Here is a 21,363-nt window from a genome sequence, read left to right as displayed (position 1 = left end):
TATTCATCACATGATGAATTACCGCTCCGGCCCTCCACGCCCGGACGACGGCACCCCCGCCGTCCGCGCCCGGGACCTCACCGTCGTCCGAGGCCCCCGCACCGTCCTGCACAGCCTCGACTTCACCGTCCCGCACGGCCAGGTCACCGGCCTCCTCGGCCCCTCCGGCTGCGGCAAGTCGACCCTGATGCGGGCCGTCGTCGGCACCCAGGCCAAGGTCACCGGCACCCTCGACGTCCTCGGCCACCCCGCCGGCCACCCCACCCTGCGCACCCGCATCGGCTACGTCACCCAGGACCCCTCCGTCTACGACGACCTGACCGTCCGCCAGAACCTCGACTACTTCGCCGCGATCCTCGACCCCGGCCGGGCAGCCGCCGCCCGCCGCCACGAGAACGTCACCCGGGCCATCACCGACGTCGACCTCACCACCCACACCGACGTCCTCGCCGGAAACCTCTCCGGCGGTCAGCGCAGCCGCGTCTCCCTGGCCGTCGCCCTCCTCGGCACCCCCGAACTGCTGGTCCTCGACGAACCCACCGTCGGCCTCGACCCGGTCCTGCGCCGCGACCTGTGGCAGCTCTTCCACACCCTCGCCGCCGAACGCGGAGCGACCCTCCTGATCTCCTCCCACGTCATGGACGAGGCCGAGCGCTGCCACCGCCTCCTGCTCATGCGCGCGGGCGAGATCCTCGCCGACGACACCCCCGACGCCCTCCGTACCCGCACCGGCTCCGAAACCGTCGAGGGCGCCTTCCTGCACCTGGTGGACGCGGCGGTCGCGGCAAGCCGCACGAAGGAGACCTCACGATGAGCACCACCCGTACGACGACACCCCCCTCCGCTCCGCCGAGCGCCCTGAACATCTCCCGCGTCCTCGCCACCGCGGCCCGGGTCCTGCGCCAGCTCCGCCACGACCCGCGCACGATCGCGCTGATGCTGCTCGTCCCCTGCCTGATGCTGCTCCTGCTCCGCTACGTCTTCGACGGCAGCCCACGCGTCTTCGACAACATCGGCGCCTCGCTCCTCGGGATCTTCCCGCTGATCACGATGTTCCTGGTCACCTCCATCGCCACCCTGCGCGAACGCACCTCCGGCACCCTCGAACGCCTCCTCGCCATGCCCCTCGGCAAGGGCGACCTGATCGCCGGCTACGCCCTCGCCTTCGGCGCGATCGCGATCGTCCAGTCGGCCCTGGCCACCGGACTGGCGGTCTGGTTCCTGGGCCTCGACGTCGTCGGCAGCCCGTGGCTGCTCCTCCTGGTGGCCCTGCTCGACGCCCTCCTCGGCACGGCCCTCGGCCTCTTCGTCTCGGCCTTCGCGGCCTCGGAATTCCAGGCGGTCCAGTTCATGCCGGCGGTGATCTTCCCCCAGCTCCTCCTCTGCGGACTCTTCACCGCACGCCACAACATGCACCCCGTCCTCGAGGGCATCTCCGACGCCCTCCCCATGTCCTACGCCGTGGACGGCATGAACGAGGTCCTCATGCACGCCGACATGACCACCGCCTTCGTACGCGACGTCCTGATCGTCACCGGCTGCGCCCTGCTCGTCCTCGCCCTGGGCGCGGCGACCCTGCGACGCAGGACGGCCTGACCCCATGGGCCGCCCCCACCCGGGCGGCTCACCCGGGACGCCCCTGAACCGGTCGTCCGGTCGTCCGCCCACCGGACACACCCCGCCCCCGGACCACCCGGGTGCGAGGATGAACCAGGACGACGCGCACACCCCGGAAGGCACACCCCGCCATGGCTCAGAAAGTCGCAGTCCTCGGCACCGGCAAGATCGGTGAGGCCCTGCTCAGCGGAATGATCCGCGGCGGCTGGACCCCCGCCGACCTCCTGGTCACCGCCCGCCGACCGGAACGGGCCGACGAACTCCGCGCCCGCCACGGAGTCACCCCGGTCTCCAACCTCGAAGCCGCCAAGACCGCCGACACCCTGATCCTCACGGTCAAACCGCAGGACATGGCAGCCCTCCTCGACGAACTCGTCCCGCACCTCCCCGCCGACCGTCTCGTCATCAGCGGCGCCGCCGGCATCCCCACCTCCTTCTACGAGGAACGCCTCGCCGCCGGCACCCCGGTGGTGCGCGTCATGACCAACACCCCCGCCCTGGTCGACGAGGCCATGTCGGTCATCTCCGCCGGCAGCCACGCCACCCCCGAACACGTCGCCCACGCCGAGGAGATCTTCGGTTCCGTCGGCAAGACCCTCCGCGTCCCGGAATCCCAGCAGGACGCCTGCACCGCCCTCTCCGGCTCCGGCCCGGCGTACTTCTTCTACCTGGTCGAAGCCATGACCGACGCCGGCATCCTGCTCGGCCTGCCCCGCGACAAGGCCCACGACCTGATCGTCCAGTCCGCGATCGGCGCCGCGACGATGCTCCGCGACAGCGGCGAGCACCCGGTGAGACTCCGCGAGAACGTCACCTCCCCCGCCGGCACCACCATCAACGCCATCCGCGAACTCGAGAACCACGGCGTACGAGCCGCCCTCATCGCCGCCCTCGAAGCCGCCCGCGACCGCAGCCGCGAACTCGCCTCCGGCACCAAGGACTGAGGCCCCGGGCCGGCTACCCCTCGGCCGCCGGGAGCAGGCCGATCGCCCGATGGGCGGCATCCACGGTCGGCCGGGCCATGCCCCTCGCCCGCTCCGCGCCCTCCCGCAGCACTCCCTCCACGTAGCCGGGATCCGCGCACAGCTCCTTGTGCTTCTCCCGCACCGGCCTCAACACCTCGACCACGGCCTCCGCGGTGTCCTTCTTCAAAGACCCGTACGACTCGTACACATCGGCCAACGCCTCCGGGTTCCCGCCCGAGCACGCCGCGAGGATCTCCAGCAGGTTCGCCACCCCCGGCCGGGCCTCCCTGTCGTACACGACCTCCCGCCCGCTGTCGGTCACCGCCCGCATGACCTTCTTCCGCACCACGTCCGGCTCGTCCAGCAGATAGACGATCCCCGGCCCGACGTCGTCGCTCTTCCCCATCTTCGACATCGGCTCCTGCAGGTTCATCACCCGCGCCGCCACCCGCGGATGCGTGGCCCGCGGCACCACGAAGGTGTGCCCGTACCGCTGGTTGAAGCGCACCGCCAGATCCCGCGTCAGCTCCACATGCTGTGCTTGGTCGTCCCCCACCGGAACCTCATCGGTCCCGTAGGCCAGGATGTCCGCCGCCATCAGCACCGGATACGTCAGCAGCGACAGCCGTACGCTCCCGCCCCGCCGCTGTTCCCGGGCCGCCTTCTCCTTGTACTGGATCATCCGGCGCATCTCGCCGTCCGTGGCCACGCACTCCAGCAGGTACGACAGCCGCGCGTGCTCGTCTACGTGGCTCTGCACGAACACCGTGCAGAGCTCCGGATCCAGCCCCGACGCCAGCAGCAACGTCGCCGCCTGCCTGCTCAGCCTGCGCACCCGCGCGGGATCGTGGTCCACGGTCAGCGCATGCAGATCCACCACACAGAACAGCGCGTCCGACCGGTGCTGGTCGGCCGCGGCCCACTGCCGCATGGCCCCCAGGTAGTTCCCCAGTGTCAGGTGCCCGGTCGGCTTGATCCCGCTGAAGACCCGTGTCATCTCTTCTCCCTATCCTCACGGAGGCCGCCGTCCCCGGCCGGCCGCCCCTCGGAGTCCTGGAGGGAGAAACGCAGAACGGCCGCCGAGGCGGCGGCCGTCGAGTGCGTACGTAGCGTCGGCCGCCGTCAGGCGGCCCACCAGAACTGGTTGTACGTACGCGTCGTCATGCGGAACACAGTACGCCGCGGGGGTGGGGCCGGCAGCGGGTTGACACACCCCGGCCGGGTCCGTAAGGTACTCCGAGTTGTCCGACGTGAGCACCGACTCCGGTCGGTCCCCGGACAGCCATTCCGCAAGCATCACCCCTGATCGACGTCAGCAGTCTGTCTGCCGACGCGTCAATGGTGTGCGTATTCGCGGAATGAGGAATCCGCACCCGAAAGGGGGCAGGACCCCGATTAGGTCGGGGGCCGGGAATCCGCTAAAGTCTCACTCGTCGGAACGGCCCAACAGCCGGGAAGACAACCCGTTCTGACCGGGAATCAGGCCCGAAAGGGTCTGATAGAGTCGGAGCCGCCGGAAAGGGAAACGCGAAAAGCGCAGCCCCGGAAGGCGAAACCCCGAGGAAATCGGACCGGAAAGATCTGATAGAGTCGGAAACGCAAGACCGAAGGGAAGCGCCCGGAGGAAAACCCGCCAGGGTGAGTACAAAGGAAGCGTCCGTTCCTTGAGAACTCAACAGCGTGCCAAAAATCAACGCCAGATATGTTGATACCCCGTCTCCGGCCTCCGGCCGGGACGCGGTTCCTTTGAAACACACAGCGAGGACGCTGTGAACCGCCGGATCATTCCTCCGGCGGTTCCGCTCCCGTGGTGTCCCCGGAACGCCGGGAAGCATTCACGGAGAGTTTGATCCTGGCTCAGGACGAACGCTGGCGGCGTGCTTAACACATGCAAGTCGAACGATGAAGCCCCTCGGGGCGGATTAGTGGCGAACGGGTGAGTAACACGTGGGCAATCTGCCCTGCACTTCGGGACAAGCCCTGGAAACGGGGTCTAATACCGGATACCCGTTTCCGCAGGCATCTGCGGAAACGGAAAGCTCCGGCGGTGCAGGATGAGCCCGCGGCCTATCAGCTGGTTGGTGAGGTAACGGCTCACCAAGGCGACGACGGGTAGCCGGCCTGAGAGGGCGACCGGCCACACTGGGACTGAGACACGGCCCAGACTCCTACGGGAGGCAGCAGTGGGGAATATTGCACAATGGGCGCAAGCCTGATGCAGCGACGCCGCGTGAGGGACGACGGCCTTCGGGTTGTAAACCTCTTTCAGCAGGGAAGAAGCGCAAGTGACGGTACCTGCAGAAGAAGCGCCGGCTAACTACGTGCCAGCAGCCGCGGTAATACGTAGGGCGCGAGCGTTGTCCGGAATTATTGGGCGTAAAGAGCTCGTAGGCGGCCTGTCGCGTCAATTGTGAAAGCCCGGGGCTCAACCCCGGGTCTGCAGTCGATACGGGCAGGCTAGAGTTCGGTAGGGGAGATCGGAATTCCTGGTGTAGCGGTGAAATGCGCAGATATCAGGAGGAACACCGGTGGCGAAGGCGGATCTCTGGGCCGACACTGACGCTGAGGAGCGAAAGCGTGGGGAGCGAACAGGATTAGATACCCTGGTAGTCCACGCCGTAAACGGTGGGCACTAGGTGTGGGCGACATTCCACGTCGTCCGCGCCGCAGCTAACGCATTAAGTGCCCCGCCTGGGGAGTACGGCCGCAAGGCTAAAACTCAAAGGAATTGACGGGGGCCCGCACAAGCAGCGGAGCATGTGGCTTAATTCGACGCAACGCGAAGAACCTTACCAAGGCTTGACATACACCGGAAACACCTGGAGACAGGTGCCCCCTTGTGGTCGGTGTACAGGTGGTGCATGGCTGTCGTCAGCTCGTGTCGTGAGATGTTGGGTTAAGTCCCGCAACGAGCGCAACCCTTGTCCCGTGTTGCCAGCACGTCCCTTCGGGGGTGGTGGGGACTCACGGGAGACCGCCGGGGTCAACTCGGAGGAAGGTGGGGACGACGTCAAGTCATCATGCCCCTTATGTCTTGGGCTGCACACGTGCTACAATGGCCGGTACAATGAGCTGCGATACCGCGAGGTGGAGCGAATCTCAAAAAGCCGGTCTCAGTTCGGATTGGGGTCTGCAACTCGACCCCATGAAGTCGGAGTTGCTAGTAATCGCAGATCAGCATCGCTGCGGTGAATACGTTCCCGGGCCTTGTACACACCGCCCGTCACGTCACGAAAGTCGGTAACACCCGAAGCCGGTGGCCCAACCCCTTGCGGGAGGGAGCCGTCGAAGGTGGGACTGGCGATTGGGACGAAGTCGTAACAAGGTAGCCGTACCGGAAGGTGCGGCTGGATCACCTCCTTTCTAAGGAGCACTTCTCACCGGCCTCCGGGCCGGTCAGGGGCCAGTACACCGGCGTACGTCCGGTGCTGGTTGCTCATGGGTGGAACGTTGATTAGTCGGTCCGGATCTCGGGCCGGTGGCTGCCAGTACTGTCCTTCGGGGCGTGGAACGCATGATCACCGGACGGGGCCGGGACGGGCACGCTGTTGGGTGTCTGAGGGAACGAACCCTCAGTTGCCGGCCCCGGTGTACTCACTGGATCTCCAGTGGGGTGACGGGTGGTTGGTCGTTGTTTGAGAACTGCACAGTGGACGCGAGCATCTGTGGCCAAGTTTTTAAGGGCGCACGGTGGATGCCTTGGCACCAGGAACCGATGAAGGACGTGGGAGGCCACGATAGTCCCCGGGGAGCCGTCAACCAGGCTGTGATCCGGGGGTTTCCGAATGGGGAAACCCGGCAGTCGTCATGGGCTGTCACCCTTGCCTGAACACATAGGGCAAGCGGAGGGAACGCGGGGAAGTGAAACATCTCAGTACCCGCAGGAAGAGAAAACAACCGTGATTCCGGGAGTAGTGGCGAGCGAAACCGGACGAGGCCAAACCGTATGCGTGTGAGACCCGGCAGGGGTTGCGCATACGGGGTTGTGGGATCTCTCTTCTGTTGTCTGCCGGCAACAGGACGAGTCAGAAACCGCTGAGGTAGACGAAGGACATGCGAAAGGTCCGGCGCAGAGGGTAAGACCCCCGTAGTCGAAACGTCAGCGGCTCGTTGGAGAGACACCCAAGTAGCACGGGGCCCGAGAAATCCCGTGTGAATCCGGCGGGACCACCCGCCAAGCCTAAATATTCCCTGGTGACCGATAGCGGACAGTACCGTGAGGGAATGGTGAAAAGTACCGCGGGAGCGGAGTGAAATAGTACCTGAAACCGTGTGCCTACAAGCCGTGGGAGCGTCGCATGCAGGCTTGCCTGCATGTCGTGACTGCGTGCCTTTTGAAGAATGAGCCTGCGAGTTTGCGGTGTGTTGCGAGGTTAACCCGGGTGGGGAAGCCGTAGCGAAAGCGAGTCCGAACAGGGCGCTTCAGTAGCACGCTCAAGACCCGAAGCGGAGTGATCTAGCCATGGGCAGGTTGAAGCGGAGGTAAGACTTCGTGGAGGACCGAACCCACCAGGGTTGAAAACCTGGGGGATGACCTGTGGTTAGGGGTGAAAGGCCAATCAAACTCCGTGATAGCTGGTTCTCCCCGAAATGCATTTAGGTGCAGCGTCGCGTGTTTCTTGCCGGAGGTAGAGCACTGGATAGGCGATGGGCCCTACCGGGTTACTGACCTTAGCCAAACTCCGAATGCCGGTAAGTGAGAGCGCGGCAGTGAGACCGTGGGGGATAAGCTCCATGGTCGAGAGGGAAACAGCCCAGAGCATCGACTAAGGCCCCCAAGCGTACGCTAAGTGGGAAAGGATGTGGAGTCGCACAGACAACCAGGAGGTTGGCTTAGAAGCAGCCATCCTTGAAAGAGTGCGTAATAGCTCACTGGTCTAGTGATTCCGCGCCGACAATGTAGCGGGGCTCAAGCGTACCGCCGAAGTCGTGTCATTGCGATATCAACCCCCAACGGGGATCGTGATGGGTAGGGGAGCGTCGTGTGCCGGGTGAAGCAGCCGCGGAAGCGAGTTGTGGACGGTTCACGAGTGAGAATGCAGGCATGAGTAGCGATACACACGTGAGAAACGTGTGCGCCGATTGACCAAGGGTTCCTGGGTCAAGCTGATCTGCCCAGGGTAAGTCGGGACCTAAGGCGAGGCCGACAGGCGTAGTCGATGGACAACCGGTTGATATTCCGGTACCCGCTGTGAAGCGCAAGACATCGAACCAGGCGATGCTAAGTCCGTGAAGCCGCCCCGATCTCTTCGGAGTTGAGGGGAGTGGTGGAGCCGACGGACCAGACCTGCAGTAGGTGAGTGATGGGGTGACGCAGGAAGGCAGTCCAGCCCGGGCGGTGGTTGTCCCGGGGTAAGGGTGTAGCCCGAGTGGTAGGCAAATCCGCCACTCATCCAGGGTGAGACCCGATGCCGAGCCGATTGTGGCGAAGTGGATGATCCTATGCTGTCGAGAAAAGCCTCTAGCGAGTTTCATGGCGGCCCGTACCCTAAACCGACTCAGGTGGTCAGGTAGAGAATACCGAGGCGTTCGGGTGAACTATGGTTAAGGAACTCGGCAAAATGCCCCCGTAACTTCGGGAGAAGGGGGCCATCGCCGGTGAGGGAACGTGCTTCCTGAGCTGGGGGTGGCCGCAGAGACCAGCGAGAAGCGACTGTTTACTAAAAACACAGGTCCGTGCGAAGCCGTAAGGCGAGGTATACGGACTGACGCCTGCCCGGTGCTGGAACGTTAAGGGGACCGGTCAGCTCCATTTCGGTGGGGCGAAGCTGAGAACTTAAGCGCCAGTAAACGGCGGTGGTAACTATAACCATCCTAAGGTAGCGAAATTCCTTGTCGGGTAAGTTCCGACCTGCACGAATGGCGTAACGACTTCTCGACTGTCTCAACCATAGGCCCGGTGAAATTGCACTACGAGTAAAGATGCTCGTTTCGCGCAGCAGGACGGAAAGACCCCGGGACCTTTACTACAGTTTGATATTGGTGTTCGGTTCGGCTTGTGTAGGATAGCTGGGAGACTGTGAGCCCGCCACGCCAGTGGTGGGGGAGTCGTCGTTGAAATACCAGTCTGGTCGTGCTGGATGTCTAACCTGGGTCCGTGATCCGGATCAGGGACAGTGTCTGATGGGTAGTTTAACTGGGGCGGTTGCCTCCTAAAGAGTAACGGAGGCGCCCAAAGGTTCCCTCAGCCTGGTTGGCAATCAGGTGGTGAGTGTAAGTGCACAAGGGAGCTTGACTGTGAGACCGACGGGTCGAGCAGGGACGAAAGTCGGGACTAGTGATCCGGCGGTGGCTTGTGGAAGCGCCGTCGCTCAACGGATAAAAGGTACCCCGGGGATAACAGGCTGATCTTCCCCAAGAGTCCATATCGACGGGATGGTTTGGCACCTCGATGTCGGCTCGTCGCATCCTGGGGCTGGAGTCGGTCCCAAGGGTTGGGCTGTTCGCCCATTAAAGCGGTACGCGAGCTGGGTTTAGAACGTCGTGAGACAGTTCGGTCCCTATCCGCTGCGCGCGCAGGAGTCTTGAGAAGGGCTGTCCCTAGTACGAGAGGACCGGGACGGACGAACCTCTGGTGTGCCAGTTGTCCTGCCAAGGGCATGGCTGGTTGGCTACGTTCGGGAGGGATAACCGCTGAAAGCATCTAAGCGGGAAGCCTGCTTCGAGATGAGGGCTCCCACCCACTTGATGGGGTAAGGCTCCCAGTAGACGACTGGGTTGATAGGCCGGATATGGAAGCGCCGTAAGGTGTGGAGTTGACCGGTACTAATAGGCCGAGGGCTTGTCCTCAGTTGCTCGCGTCCACTGTGTTGGTTCTGAAACCACGAACGACCCCATGCCGGGCCACGGCGTGGTGCGGTTGAGTGTTTCATAGTGTTTCGGTGGTCATAGCGTAGGGGAAACGCCCGGTTACATTCCGAACCCGGAAGCTAAGCCTTATAGCGCCGATGGTACTGCAGGGGGGACCCTGTGGGAGAGTAGGACGCCGCCGAACAAATTGTGGGAGAGCCCCGCACCGATATGGTGCGGGGCTTTCTGTATTTAGGGTCGAGGGCATGCACTATGACCTGGTCATTTTTGACAACGACGGTGTCCTCGTCGACAGCGAGCCCATTTCCAACCGGCTGTTGGCCGGCTATCTCACCGAGCTCGGGCATCCGACGTCGTACGAGGACTCCCTCCATGACTACATGGGAGCCGCCATGCACCGGGTGCACGACCTGGTGGAGCAGAGGACCGGGCAGCGGTTGCCGACCGACTTCGACGACGTGTTCCACACCCGTGTCTTCGCCGCGTTCGAGCGGGAGTTGAAGCCGGTCACCGGTGCCGTGGAGGTACTGGAGCGGCTGGACGCCGACGGTGTGCCGTACTGCGTGGCCTCGTCCGGGAGCCATGAGCGGATCCGGGTGGGACACCGCACGACCGGGCTGGACCGGTGGTTCGACGACGAGCGGATCTTCAGCTCGCAGGATGTGGGACGGGGCAAGCCGGCGCCGGACCTCTTCCTGTACGCCGCCGAGCGGATGGGTGTCGCACCGGAGAGGTGTGTCGTGGTCGAGGACAGCCCTCTTGGCGTACAGGCCGCGGTCGCGGCCGGGATGGACGTGTACGGGTTCGCCTCGATGACACCGGCCGAGAAGCTCAACGGGGCCACCCGACTCTTCACCGACATGCGGGAGTTGGCGGAACTGCTCCGCTGAGACCGGGCGGAATTCATCTCTGGCCGGATCTACCCACCAGTACACCGGGGCCCTACGCTCGCCGCCATGACTGATGTGCTGCGGCGCGGCAGGGCCTCGTTGGCGTTCGGTTTCCTCGTGCAGGGCGTCGCCTTCGCTCTGCTCGTGACGCGGATTCCGGCCATCCAGAACAGGTACGGGGTCTCCGACGCGTTGCTGCCGGTTTTCCTCGCCGCGGTGCCCGTCCTGGCCGGTATCGGGAGTGTGACGACGGAGCGGCTGGTGCGGCGGGTGCCGGCGAGCCGGGTGCTGCGGTGGTCGCAGCCGGTCGTGCTGCTGGCGCTGCTCGGGGTCGGGGCCGGGGAGCGACTGGCCGGGCTGGCCGTGTCGCTGGCCGTGTTCGGGCTGGCGGTGGGGGCGTTGGACGCCTCGATGAACATGCTGGGGGTGAGTCTGCAGCGGGCGTACGGGCGCAGCATCATGCTGAGTTTCCATGCCGCCTACAGTCTGGGCGGGATCGCCGGGGCGTCGCTCGCATGGGTGGGGGCGCACGGGCAGTGGGCGCTGTGGGTGTCGTATCTGCCGGTCGTGCTGGTGCTGATGCCGGCGGTGTTGGCCGGGAGCCGGTGGTACGTCGACGGTGAGGGCGGCGGGCCCGACGGGGGAGGCGGGCCCGACACGCCCGTGACGGAGGCGGTGGGGAAGGCCGGGGGCGCGGGCGGGGCTGTCACCTTCAAGCTGCTGTTGCCGCTGTGTGTGGTGATGACGGCGGCGTACATCGGGGACTCGACGGTCTCGAACTGGAGCGCGAAGTACCTCCAGGACGTGCTGGGGAGTTCGGAGCAGCTGGCGACCGTTCCGTACAACGTCTACATGGTCACCACGCTGTTGGGGCGGACGCTCGGCGACTTCGGGGTGCGCCGGTTCGGGGCCGTGGTGGTGGTGCGGGTGGGGGCGCTGGTGGCGGCGGCGGGGTTCGCCGTGGTGGCCGGGGCGCCCGGGGCGTGGGCGGGGATGCTGGGGTTCACACTGCTGGGGCTGGGGCTCTGTGTGCTGGTGCCGCAGACCTTCGCGGCGGCGGGGCGGCGTGCTTTCGTGCTGGGCGGCCCGGAGGCTTCGGACGCGGCCGTGGCACGCCTCAACGTCTTCAATTACGTGGGGTTCCTGATCGGTTCCCCGTTGGTCGGGGCGCTCGGGGATGCCTGGAGTTATCGCGGGGCGATGCTGGTGCCGATGGTGTTGGTGCTGGTGACATTGGTGTACGCCAGGTCGTTCGCGCCCGAATCCGACCGGTACGGTGGCGGGCATGAGCGGCCGCACACAGCTGATGTGGGACGAGGCAGTAACGGGCTATGACTTCGGCCGGGACCATCCGATGGACCCGGTGCGGCTCGCGCTGACCCGGAGCCTGGTGGGCGCGTTCGGGCTGGACCGCGAGGTGGCGGTGGTCGCCGCGAAGACGGCCGGGGACTCGACGCTGCGGCTGGTGCACCGCGAGGACTACATCCGCGCGGTGCGGGCGGCCTCGGCGGATCCGGCGGCGGCGGACCCGTCGTACGGGCTGGGGACGACGGACGATCCCGCCTTCACCGGGATGCACGAGGTGTCGGCGCTGATCGCGGGGCAGTCGGTGGGCGCGGCGGAGGCGGTGTGGCGCGGGGACGCGCTGCACGCGGTGAACTTCGCCGGCGGACTGCACCACGCGATGCCGGGGGCTGCCTCGGGTTTCTGCGTGTACAACGACGCCGCGCTGGCCATCGCCCGGCTGCTGGAGCTGGGGGCCGAGCGGGTCGCGTACGTGGACGTGGACGTGCATCACGGGGACGGCGTGCAGGCGGCGTTCTGGGAGGACCCGCGGGTGCTGACGGTGTCGTTGCACGAGCATCCCCGGACGTTGTTCCCGCAGACCGGATGGCCGGAGGAGACGGGGGCGGAGAGCGCGGAGGGCAGCGCGGTCAATGTGGCCCTGCCGGCCGGGACCGGGGACGCGGGATGGTTGCGGGCGTTCCACGCCGTGGTGCCGGAGCTGCTCGCGGACTTCCGGCCGCAGGTGCTGGTGACCCAGCACGGCGCCGACACGCACTTCGAGGATCCGCTGGCGCATCTGGCGGTGTCGTTGGACGCGCAGCGCGCGGTGCAGGCGGCGTGCCACGAGCTGGCGCACGAGCACTCCGACGGGCGCTGGGTGGCTCTGGGCGGCGGCGGGTACGCGGTGGTGGAGGTCGTGCCGCGGTCCTGGACCCATCTGGTGGCGATCGCGGCCGAGCGGCCGGTGGACCCGGCGACGGTGATCCCCGAGAGCTGGCGGCAGGAGGTGTACGCCCGGACCCGGCAACTGGGTCCGGTGCGGATGACCGACGGCCGGTGGCCGGTGTCCTGGGCGTCCTGGGAGGCAGGCTACGACCCGGCGGACCGGCTGGACCAGGCGGTGCTGGCGACCCGCCGAGCGGTGTTCCCGCTGCGGGGGCTGCTGGCGTGAACGGGCCGGAGCCGGGCTCCGCGGCCTGTCCTCCGCAGCGGGTCAGGCTCGGGGCTCTTACTCCAACCGTGCGGTGTTTCCCGTTTCCCGGGGCGCCCGGGCTCCGGGCCGCGCACCATCGCTCCCGTGCCGACCCCCACTGGCCCCACTGACTCCGCCGACCGCGTCGGTCTGCGCGCGCATCTGCTGGCCGTCCGGCTGGCCGGGATCGTGGCCACCACGCGGGAGGAGAGCCTGCGCAGTTACCGGCTCTTCGCCGCCCGGGATCCACGCCTGCTGATCGGCCTGGACCCGGAACGGGCGTGGAGCCAGCGGGAATTGATCGAGTTGATGGCGGACAGGTGTGGTGTTTCGGCCGATCCTCGCCAGGTTTCCGGGCATGATGTGATCGACCCGGAGCGGACCCTGGCGGCCCTGGACGCCTGTGCGGAGCGTCTCGCGGTCGCCGCCCGAAGGGGTGTGCCCGTGCTGCTCGGCACCGGCCACCCGCACCGGCTCCTCGGTTTCTACGCCGCGCTGGCAGACGCCCTGTCGGCGGCGGGATGTGACGTCCTCACCCCGGCGCGGGGTCGCTCTGTCGACATAACGACCCGGTTCGGTCTACGCACGCACCGCCTCGACTACGTCCGGGGAGTCGCGCTCGTCAGGGGCGCGGATCCCGAACGCCCCGGTGGTGAGCCCGGCGCACACACGCACTCCCCGCTCCCGGTCCGGACCGCGCTCGCCGGCGCCGCCGAGGCCGGCGGGCCGCTTCCCGGGCTGGTGATCGGAGACCACGGATGGGCCTGCGGGGCAGGTCAGCTGGGGTTCGAGGCCGTCGCGCTGGCCGATGTGAACGACCCCGCCCCGTTCGTGGGGGAGGCCGAGGGGTGCCTGTCGGTGGTGGTTCCACTTGATGACGGCGCGCGGTCCGATCACTATGCGCCGCTGATCCGCTACGTACTCAATCGGGCCTGTCTGTCACAGTAGGCCGCCGATGGGTACACCTCTTCCCCACTCGCATCACCCGCCCCTACATTGGGGAGTGAGCACGCAACGACGAAGAGTCACCGGAAGGGGAAGCCGGTGGCCGTCGAGTGCGGAAGGTTCAGGTGTGTCATGGCTGCAGCTGGCGAAAGGCCTCTGAACGAGGTTCAGTTCCTTACCGTGGCGGAGGTCGCCTCGGTGATGCGAGTGTCGAAGATGACCGTGTACCGGCTGGTGCACAGTGGTCATCTGCCCGCGATCCGGGTGGGGCGGTCCTTCCGCGTCCCGGAGCAAGCGGTTCACGAGTACCTCCGCGAGAGCTACGTGGGGGTGGACACGGCCTGACGGCGGACCGGGGAGGACCCGTACCGGACACTCGCGGGCCTCCCCGATCTCCTCGATTACGACCTCAGCGCTCGGGCGGGTAGGCTGGCCCCTCGTAGGTCGTGTGGGCCCATGGCGCCCAAACACCGAGTGATGAGAAGTGAGCGAGGGTAGTCGTGGGCTCTGTTATCAAGAAGCGGCGCAAGCGGATGGCCAAGAAGAAGCACCGCAAGCTGCTCAAGCGCACGCGCGTTCAGCGTCGCAACAAGAAGTAAGCGACGTCGCGGAAGCGTGTCCAGTGGCCCCCCACCGATGAGGTGGGGGGCCACTGTCTTTACGTCTGGCCGGGTTTGTTCGCCCCTCCCCGGTCGTCGTCACTTCAAGTACCGGGCGGGCACCGCAGAGCGACCGTGACCCGTTAGGTTGGCGGGCAGGACGTAGGCAAGAGGAAGGCACTGGTCTTGGGAAAGGTCGTGCTCGTGACGGGAGTGGCCCGCCCTTTGGGAGGCCGTTTCGTCCGACGGATCCAGCGTGACCCGGATGTGGAACGGGTCGTCGCCGTGGACGCGGTCCGGCCCGCGCACCCCCTGGGTGACGCCGACTTCGTCCAGACCGACATCCGGCAGCCCACCGTCGCGCGCGTGCTCGCGGAGGCCGGGGCCGACACCGTCGTGCACCTGGACGTGACGGGCACGCCGCGCGGCGGCGGCAGCAGCCGGACGGCGCTCAAGGAGACCAACGTCATCGGCACCATGCAGCTGCTCGGTGCCTGCCAGAAGTCCCCGCGCGTCGAACGTCTGGTGGTGAAGTCCAGTACGAACGTCTACGGCTCCGCGCCCCGCGACCCGGCGGTCTTCACCGAGACGACCTCGCCCAAGTCCCTGCCCGGCGGCGGGTTCGCGAAGGACGCGGTCGAGGTCGAGGGCTATGTGCGCGGCTTCGCGCGCCGCCGCCCGGATGTCGCCGTGTGCGTGCTCAGGTTCGCCAACATCCTGGGCCCCGCCGCGGACAGTCCGCTCGCCTCGTACCTCTCGCTGCCGGTCCTGCCGACCGTGTTCGGCTACGACCCGCGGCTGCAGTTCGTGCACGAGGACGATGTGCTCGAAGTGCTGCGCCTGGCCGCGCGTGAGCCCCGGCGGGGCACGCTCAACAGCGGCACCTTCAACATCGCCGGCGACGGTGTCCTGCTGCTGTCCCAGTGCGCGCGGCGGCTCGGCCGGCCCATCGTGCCGCTGCTGCTCCCGGCGGTCACCTGGGCGGGCTCGCTGGTGCGTACGCTGGGGATGTCGGACTTCTCGCCGGAACAGATCCGGCTGCTCACACACGGCCGGGTGGTGGCGACGGACCAGATGCGCGAGACACTGGGCTTCACACCGAAGCACACGACTGCAGAAACGTTCACGGACTTCGTGCGCAGCCGTGGCCCCGGACTGCTTCCGCCGGAGGTCCTCGCGAGGACCGTCGACCGGATCGCCGCACTGCCCCTGCCGGGCAGCGGTCACCCCCCGAAGCAGAGCGCCAACTGAGGAGCGCAGCAACGATGGCGGACGCCAAGGTCATTCCGTTCGACGACGACCGTTCCCGCGGGGGTGCGGGGGGCACGGGCGGTGCGGGGGGCGCTGCGCCGCGCCCGTCGCGCCGCCGTGGCGCGGGCAGCCGACGCAAGGGCGCCGGGGCCGCCTCGATGGGTGAGGTCCAGTCCCTGCCGGGCCGGGCGTCCGCGAAGGACGACGCTCCGGCGCCCGGCGGGCACCGTGAACCCCGGGCGCAACGGCCCCGGGAGCCGGTCACCGACGGCGGTGACGCAGGCGGCGGCGCACGCCCGGAGACAGACGGCGAAGGCGGCCTGGACCGGCGTGTCGCCAGTGGCCTGGCCTTCCTGCGCCGCCGGCTCACGGGGGACTACGCGGTCGACGACTTCGGCTACGACGAGGAGCTCACCGACCAGGTCCTGATGTCGCTGCTGCGCCCGGTGTACGAGAAGTACTTCCGGGTCGAGGTGAAGGGCATCGAGAACATCCCCTCGGAGGGCGGCGCCCTGATCGTCGCCAACCACTCCGGGACGTTGCCGATGGACGGTCTGATGATGCAGGTCGCCGTCCACGACAACCACCCGGCCGACCGGCATCTGCGGCTGCTCGCGGCGGACCTGGTGTTCATGCTGCCGGTGGTCAACGAACTCGCCCGCAAGCTCGGCCACACCCTGGCCTGTGCCGAGGACGCGGCACGACTGCTGGAGCAGGGGGAGCTGGTCGGGGTGATGCCGGAGGGCTTCAAGGGCCTCGGCAAGCCCTTCGCCGACCGCTACAAGCTCCAGCGCTTCGGACGCGGCGGTTTCGTGTCCACGGCGCTGCGCGCGCGGACGCCGATCATCCCGTGCTCGATCGTCGGGGCGGAGGAGATCTACCCGATGATCGGCAACGGCCGGACCGTCGCCCGGCTGCTCGGCCTTCCGTACTTCCCGCTGACGCCGACCTTCCCGTGGCTCGGCCCGCTCGGCGCGATCCCGCTGCCGACGAAGTGGACGATCCAGTTCGGCGAGCCGATCCACACGGAGAACTATCCGCCGGAGGCGGCCGAGGACCCGATGCTGATGTTCAACCTGACCGACCAGGTCCGGGAGCAGATCCAGCACACCCTCTACAAGCTGCTGGTCCAGCGGAGGTCGGTGTTCTTCTAGAGCACGGACGGACATGCGTACGCGGCCGGGGTGCCCCTTGTCGCAAGGGGCACCCCGGCCACGTACGGCCTTACCGCTCGGTCCGTTCCAGCTCGCTCCGGTCGGCTCCGGTCCGCTCTAGTCGACGGACTCGCTGTCGATGCCCAACCCCGGGAGCAGGCCCGGCAGGAGGGGCGGGAGGGTGACGTCGGGCCGGGCGGGCGCGGTGGTGCCGCCGGCGGACGGCGGTGGGGTGCTGGCGCCGGTCTCCTTCGGCGGGTCGAGCAGCCCGCCGTCGTTGCCGCCGAGCAGGCTGTCGCTCTCGTCCCCGGAGCCGGCGGACCGGCTGGGGGCGCTGCTGCTGGTGGTGCTGTCCCGGTCCGGGCTGTCGGTGCCGGTGTCAGTGCCGGGCGCCGGGGAGCGGTCGGCACCGGACGGGGCGCCGGGGGTGGCCCCGGAGCCGTCCTGCGGCTCGCCGTTGTCGCCGCTGTCCCGGGCCGGTGACTCGGGGAGCAGGGACTGCAGCGGGGCGACGTCCTCGTCTATGGCGTCGAACACCGACGACACCTGCTCGCTGACGTCCCCGAGCTGCGCGGGCAGCCTGTCGCGCAGGGAGCCCCAGGTCTGCCGGTGCGAGTGGGAGAAGGAGGAGAGGGCCTGCATGGGACCCAGGGAGTCCGGAGCGAGGCGGTACGCCTCGCGCAGCAGCCGATGGCCCTCGGACGCGTCGTGCCGCATGCCGGACAGGGCGCGGCGGATCTCGCCGACCGATTCGTGGTCGAGGGAGCCGCTGCGTTCGCGCTCCATCAGCCGGCGGGCCTCACTGAGGCGGGTGGAGGCGTGGTCGAGGAGGACGCGGCCGCGCTCGTCGTTGCCGTCGGCCAGGCCGAGCTTGACGTCCTCTATGCCGCGCTTGAGGCCGTAGAGCGAGTCACCGGGCAGGGCGTCGGAGCTGGCGGCGGAGACTCCGCCGAGGGCGCCGGCGGCCACGGTGAGGCCGAGCCCGCCCGCGGTGAGCCCCTTGGCCAGTCGTGAGCGCGGTCTGAGCTTCCCCAGGGGGGTCGCCCGGTGAGTGCCCCGGGCGCGGCGTGAACGCTGTTCGGGCGCGAACGCATCCGCTGCCTCGCCCGCGGCGGTGCCTTCCTGGAGCATGGCCTCGAAGGCGGCCACCATCCGGGCCCGCTGGACGACCTTCACCTCGGGGTCCAGCTCCGGTTTGGGCAGCGCGCCGAGACCGGCGGCGAGCGTGAGCAGCCGCCCCTGTTCCGTCTCCGCGGCGGCCGGTCCCGGCGCCGGTCCTTCGGGCTGGTCGGCCGCTGTGACCCGGTCGGACTGCTCCTCCACGGCCTGGGCGAAGGCGTTCGCCCGCCGGTGTGCCGATACCTTCGCGATCACTGGCGGCACCTCCTCTCGTCATGACGATCGACTCCCCAGGGGGTCCTGAGGGTTCCGTTCCCCGACCTTGTCCACACGATCGGGTGATCGGAGTCGGTGGGGAGTGACCACAGGGAGCCTGTATCCCGCACAACGAGCGGCGCGGTACTTGGGTTACGCGCGCCGGAGGATCGGTTGAGGGAGTCAACGGAGTCTCACTGAAGGTGAGTTGGCTGTCACAGAAGGTGTGTCGTCGGTGCGGGACCGTTTCGCTCAGCGGGTGTCCTCCGGGAGGAGCCGGGCGAGGGTGCGGACGGCCCGGTACTGGAGGGTCTTGATCGCCCCCTCGTTCTTGCCCATCACACGGGCGGTCTCCGCGACGGAGAGGCCCTGGAGAAATCGGAGCGTGACGCATTCGCGCTGTTGGGGGTTGAGTCGTCGTACGGCATCGAGGAGGGCGGCGTTGGAGAGGTACTCGAGGACGGAGTCCTCCGGGGAGCGTTCGACCTCGTTGGCGTCGAGCATCTCCCCGGTGGTGATCTCGAGGCGGAAGCGGCTGGACTTGAAGTGGTCGGCGACCAGGTTGCGGGCGATGGTGACGAGCCAGGCGCCGAAGTCGCGCCCCTGCCAGGTGAAGGTGCCGATGCGGCGGAGCGCCCGCAGGAAGGTCTCGCTGGTGAGGTCCTCGGCGGTCGCCTTGTTGCTCACCCGGTAGTAGATGTAGCGGTACACGGTGTCGCTGTACTGGTCGTAGAGCCGTCCGAAGGCCTCGGCCTCGCCGGCCTGGGCGCGCTCCACGAGGTCCATCATCCGGGCGCTGTCACTGTCCGCGGCGGGACGGCGTGCGGTGGTCGAGCCCGAGGAGCGCCCGCGCCTGGCCGCCGTGGCGCTGTCGTCGGCGAGGGCGTAGCTGGGGCCGACGGGTGGGTCGGCGAGGGCGTAGCAGGGGCCGACGGTGGCGGTGGCGAAAGCGGGGACGGCGTACGCGGTGGGGACGAAGCCGCGCAACAACTCCCGGGCCGTGACGACTGCGGTGCGCAGTGCGGTCAGGCCCGAGTCGTCAACCCCGACGTGTGGGTACACGGGACTCCCAGAGGCAGAGCTTCCATCACGTGCAGTACGGGCTGTTCACCCGTCGTAGCGACGGAGGGGTACCCGAATGCGTCTGAGGAGAATAACGCTTCGTGCAGGCACTGCTACACCGAGTTGCTCAAATCATCGGTTACGTCGTTTCCGTGGCCTGTTGACACACATTCAAGCAACCGATGTTGACCGAATATTGACCGAAAAGCTTCGCTTCCCGGTTCGGTACGGGGCATGTTGTGGCCGTGTGCAGCCAAGAGGACTGGACAGCGGGGTTGCGGGGTACAGCGGTTGGATTGGCCGGGTTGCGGGCGGGGCGCCACTTTTGTTCCCCACTGATCAGGCCTGCGGCCGTACGGGTGTCCGTCGCCGCCGAGTTGACCGGTCGCCCGGTGTGTGCGGGAGCGCCGCCGGGCTCGGGGCCGTCAGGTTCAGGGCCGTCAGGCTCGGCGTGGCCGGGTTCAGCGCATCCGGGTTCAGCGCCGGCGGCGGTGCATCGCGATGGCCGCCGCCGTGCCGCCGGCCACCGCGCCCACCCCCGCGGCCGCCGGGATGCCGACCTTCGCCGCCTTGCGGCCCGTCCGGTAGTCGCGCAGGCGCCAGTCCATCGCGCGGGCGTGCTTGCGCAGCTTGGAGTCCGGGTTGATCGCGTACGGGTGCCCGACCAGCGAGAGCATCGGGATGTCGTTGTGCGAGTCGCTGTACGCGGCGCAGTGGTCCAGGGCCAGGTTCTCCGCCGCGGCCAGCGCGCGTACGGCCTCCGCCTTCGCCGGACCGTGCAGCGGCTCGCCCACGAGTTTGCCGGTGTACACGCCGCCGATGGACTCGGCCACCGTCCCCAGCGCCCCGGTCAGGCCCAGGCGCCGCGCGATCACCTGGGCGATCTCCACCGGCGCCGCCGTGACCAGCCACACCCGCTGCCCGGCGTCCAGGTGCGCCTGGGCCAGTGCCCGCGTACCCGGCCAGATCCGCCCGGCCATGTACTCGTCGTAGATCTCCTCGCCGATGGACTTCAGCTCGGAGACCCGGTGGCCCTTGACGATGGAGAGCGCCGAGTCGCGTGCGTCCTGCATGTGCTCGGGGTCCTCGACGCCGGCCAGCCGGAACCACGTCTGCTGCCACGCGAACCGGGCGAGGTCGCGCGTCTCGAAGAACTTCCGCTTGTACAGGCCCCGCCCGAAGTGGAACAGGGCCGCGCCCTGCATCACCGTGTTGTCCAGGTCGAAGAACGCGGCGGCCCGGTCGTCGCCGTGCACCGGGAACTCCGGTTCGCGGGCGGAAATTTCCTGAGTGGATTTGCGGGCAGCCTCCGCCGAGGCCTCGCCTGCCAACACGCTCCGCGCCGTGGCGGAGCGCCTACGGGGGGTGAGCCATCCGAGAGCGGCCATGGCGTTGAGCATAGCCATTCCGGTCGGCGATTCCGGACCCGAGAGGTTTGAACACCGTGAACTCTGCACGTCCGTGTCGTTAAAGCACCCCTCCCGGCGGACGGGACCGGCTCGGCCCGGGGCCCGGGGTCCCCCGGGCCCCGGGGCGCGGGCCTCGTCCGGCACTCAGCGTCACAGTGGCCGCAGAGGGGTTCCCCCGCACCGCCGCAGGGCGAGAATGGCTGACATGAGTCCGCTCTTTCGCCGCAAAGCCCCGCAGGATCGTCTCGTCACCCTCGTCCGTAAGCCCGGCTGTCACCTGTGCGACGACGCGCAGGTCGTGGTGGAGAAGGTGTGCGGTGATCTCGGGGTCGCGTGGGAAGGCAAGGACATCACCGAGGACCCGGAACTGCATGAGCGGTACTGGGAGCAGATCCCCGTGGTTCTCGTCGACGGCCGCCAGCACACGTTCTGGCGCGTCGACGAGGGCCGCCTCCGTAAAGCCCTGACCGGCTGACCGGCCGCCCGGCCGGGAGTGGCCAGAACCACTGATCCGCAACTGACCAACCAGTCCAAAGCGGCGGAAAAGTCGCTTAGAATCGATGGCAGCTTGGTCTCGGGGGCGGGATACACAGAGGAGGGTGTGCTGTTTTGCCCCCAGAACAAAGGGAGCGATGGTGCCCGCGCGTCGGTTCCACACGGCTGCGCCGGGGACGCGTGACCCCGGTCACGTTGGGTGGGCAAATCGGACACCATCTTTGTGCACGCGTTCACAAAGACATAGCCTGCACTCGACCGGGCGGTCCGGGGACGTATGACCGCCTGCAGCCCCGCTCTACCCGCAGGAGCA

16 protein-coding genes and 3 rRNA genes are annotated in these 21,363 nt (G+C 67.7%); 15 read left to right on the top strand and 4 right to left on the bottom strand.

Features of this window, described 5'->3' with window-relative positions:
* The first annotated feature begins 10 nt into the window (after positions 1-10).
* The 3 genes from PYS65_RS15825 (at position 11) to proC (ending at position 2,561) form a co-directional block, all read left to right on the top strand.
* Complete coding sequence (locus PYS65_RS15825) at positions 11-814, top strand: ABC transporter ATP-binding protein (protein WP_279334594.1); 804 nt, start codon at positions 11-13, stop codon at positions 812-814.
* Positions 811-1,596: an ABC transporter permease gene (locus tag PYS65_RS15820; protein WP_279334593.1), complete on the top strand. Its 786-nt coding sequence runs from the start codon at positions 811-813 to the stop codon at positions 1,594-1,596. The genes PYS65_RS15825 and PYS65_RS15820 overlap by 4 nt, the downstream gene beginning before the upstream one ends.
* 152 nt (positions 1,597-1,748) lie before the next feature.
* Positions 1,749-2,561, top strand: a complete 813-nt coding sequence (gene proC, locus PYS65_RS15815) for a pyrroline-5-carboxylate reductase (protein WP_279334592.1) — start codon at positions 1,749-1,751, stop codon at positions 2,559-2,561.
* Between the two features lie 13 nt (positions 2,562-2,574).
* Here proC and trpS read toward each other — a convergent pair whose 3' ends face one another.
* Positions 2,575-3,579: a tryptophan--tRNA ligase gene (gene trpS / locus PYS65_RS15810; RefSeq protein ID WP_279334591.1), complete on the bottom strand. Its 1,005-nt coding sequence runs from the start codon at positions 3,577-3,579 to the stop codon at positions 2,575-2,577.
* An 837-nt stretch (positions 3,580-4,416) separates the two neighbouring features.
* Between trpS and PYS65_RS15805 the strand changes: the two genes are divergently transcribed.
* The 11 genes from PYS65_RS15805 (at position 4,417) to PYS65_RS15755 (ending at position 16,710) form a co-directional block, all read left to right on the top strand.
* A 16S ribosomal RNA gene (locus PYS65_RS15805) occupies positions 4,417-5,945 on the top strand.
* Between the two features lie 304 nt (positions 5,946-6,249).
* Positions 6,250-9,371 (top strand): 23S ribosomal RNA (locus PYS65_RS15800).
* A gap of 88 nt (positions 9,372-9,459) precedes the next feature.
* A 5S ribosomal RNA gene (gene rrf, locus PYS65_RS15795) occupies positions 9,460-9,576 on the top strand.
* Together the 16S, 23S and 5S rRNA genes form the textbook arrangement of a ribosomal RNA operon.
* A 61-nt stretch (positions 9,577-9,637) precedes the next feature.
* Positions 9,638-10,282 (top strand): HAD family hydrolase, encoded by a 645-nt coding sequence (locus PYS65_RS15790; RefSeq protein ID WP_279334590.1) that lies wholly within the window; start codon positions 9,638-9,640, stop codon positions 10,280-10,282.
* 66 nt (positions 10,283-10,348) lie between these two features.
* Positions 10,349-11,617 (top strand): MFS transporter, encoded by a 1,269-nt coding sequence (locus tag PYS65_RS15785; RefSeq protein WP_279334589.1) that lies wholly within the window; start codon positions 10,349-10,351, stop codon positions 11,615-11,617.
* A complete protein-coding gene (locus PYS65_RS15780; protein ID WP_279334588.1) occupies positions 11,568-12,740 on the top strand; it encodes an acetoin utilization protein AcuC in 1,173 nt (390 codons plus the stop codon). The genes PYS65_RS15785 and PYS65_RS15780 overlap by 50 nt, the downstream gene beginning before the upstream one ends.
* A gap of 126 nt (positions 12,741-12,866) precedes the next feature.
* Positions 12,867-13,709 carry a phosphatase gene (locus tag PYS65_RS15775; protein WP_279334587.1) on the top strand — a complete coding sequence of 281 codons (843 nt, stop codon included), beginning with the start codon at positions 12,867-12,869 and terminating at the stop codon, positions 13,707-13,709.
* Between the two features lie 129 nt (positions 13,710-13,838).
* Positions 13,839-14,051, top strand: coding sequence for a helix-turn-helix domain-containing protein (locus tag PYS65_RS15770; RefSeq protein ID WP_157842153.1), 213 nt, complete (start codon positions 13,839-13,841; stop codon positions 14,049-14,051).
* A gap of 155 nt (positions 14,052-14,206) precedes the next feature.
* Positions 14,207-14,305, top strand: coding sequence for a 30S ribosomal protein bS22 (locus tag PYS65_RS15765; RefSeq protein ID WP_003948845.1), 99 nt, complete (start codon positions 14,207-14,209; stop codon positions 14,303-14,305).
* Between the two features lie 186 nt (positions 14,306-14,491).
* Entirely contained in the window at positions 14,492-15,556 is a 1,065-nt protein-coding gene (locus PYS65_RS15760) for an NAD-dependent epimerase/dehydratase family protein (protein WP_279334586.1), read from the top strand.
* A gap of 14 nt (positions 15,557-15,570) precedes the next feature.
* Positions 15,571-16,710: a lysophospholipid acyltransferase family protein gene (locus tag PYS65_RS15755; protein ID WP_279334585.1), complete on the top strand. Its 1,140-nt coding sequence runs from the start codon at positions 15,571-15,573 to the stop codon at positions 16,708-16,710.
* Between the two features lie 117 nt (positions 16,711-16,827).
* Here PYS65_RS15755 and PYS65_RS15750 read toward each other — a convergent pair whose 3' ends face one another.
* The 3 genes from PYS65_RS15750 to PYS65_RS15740 form a co-directional block, all read right to left on the bottom strand.
* Positions 16,828-18,084, bottom strand: coding sequence for a DUF5667 domain-containing protein (locus PYS65_RS15750; protein WP_279334584.1), 1,257 nt, complete (start codon positions 18,082-18,084; stop codon positions 16,828-16,830).
* Between the two features lie 252 nt (positions 18,085-18,336).
* A complete protein-coding gene (locus tag PYS65_RS15745) occupies positions 18,337-19,146 on the bottom strand; it encodes an ECF subfamily RNA polymerase sigma factor, BldN family (RefSeq protein WP_279334583.1) in 810 nt (269 codons plus the stop codon).
* 476 nt (positions 19,147-19,622) lie between these two features.
* Positions 19,623-20,534 carry an HAD family hydrolase gene (locus PYS65_RS15740; protein ID WP_279334582.1) on the bottom strand — a complete coding sequence of 304 codons (912 nt, stop codon included), beginning with the start codon at positions 20,532-20,534 and terminating at the stop codon, positions 19,623-19,625.
* Between the two features lie 217 nt (positions 20,535-20,751).
* Here PYS65_RS15740 and PYS65_RS15735 point away from each other — a divergent pair, with 217 nt between their 5' ends.
* Entirely contained in the window at positions 20,752-21,030 is a 279-nt protein-coding gene (locus tag PYS65_RS15735) for a glutaredoxin family protein (RefSeq protein ID WP_279334581.1), read from the top strand.
* The last annotated feature ends 333 nt before the right edge of the window (positions 21,031-21,363 follow it).

It is taken from the genome of Streptomyces cathayae (genome assembly GCF_029760955.1).
GTDB lineage: Bacteria > Actinomycetota > Actinomycetes > Streptomycetales > Streptomycetaceae > Streptomyces > Streptomyces cathayae.
This window is presented reverse-complemented; position numbering and strand designations above follow the sequence as displayed.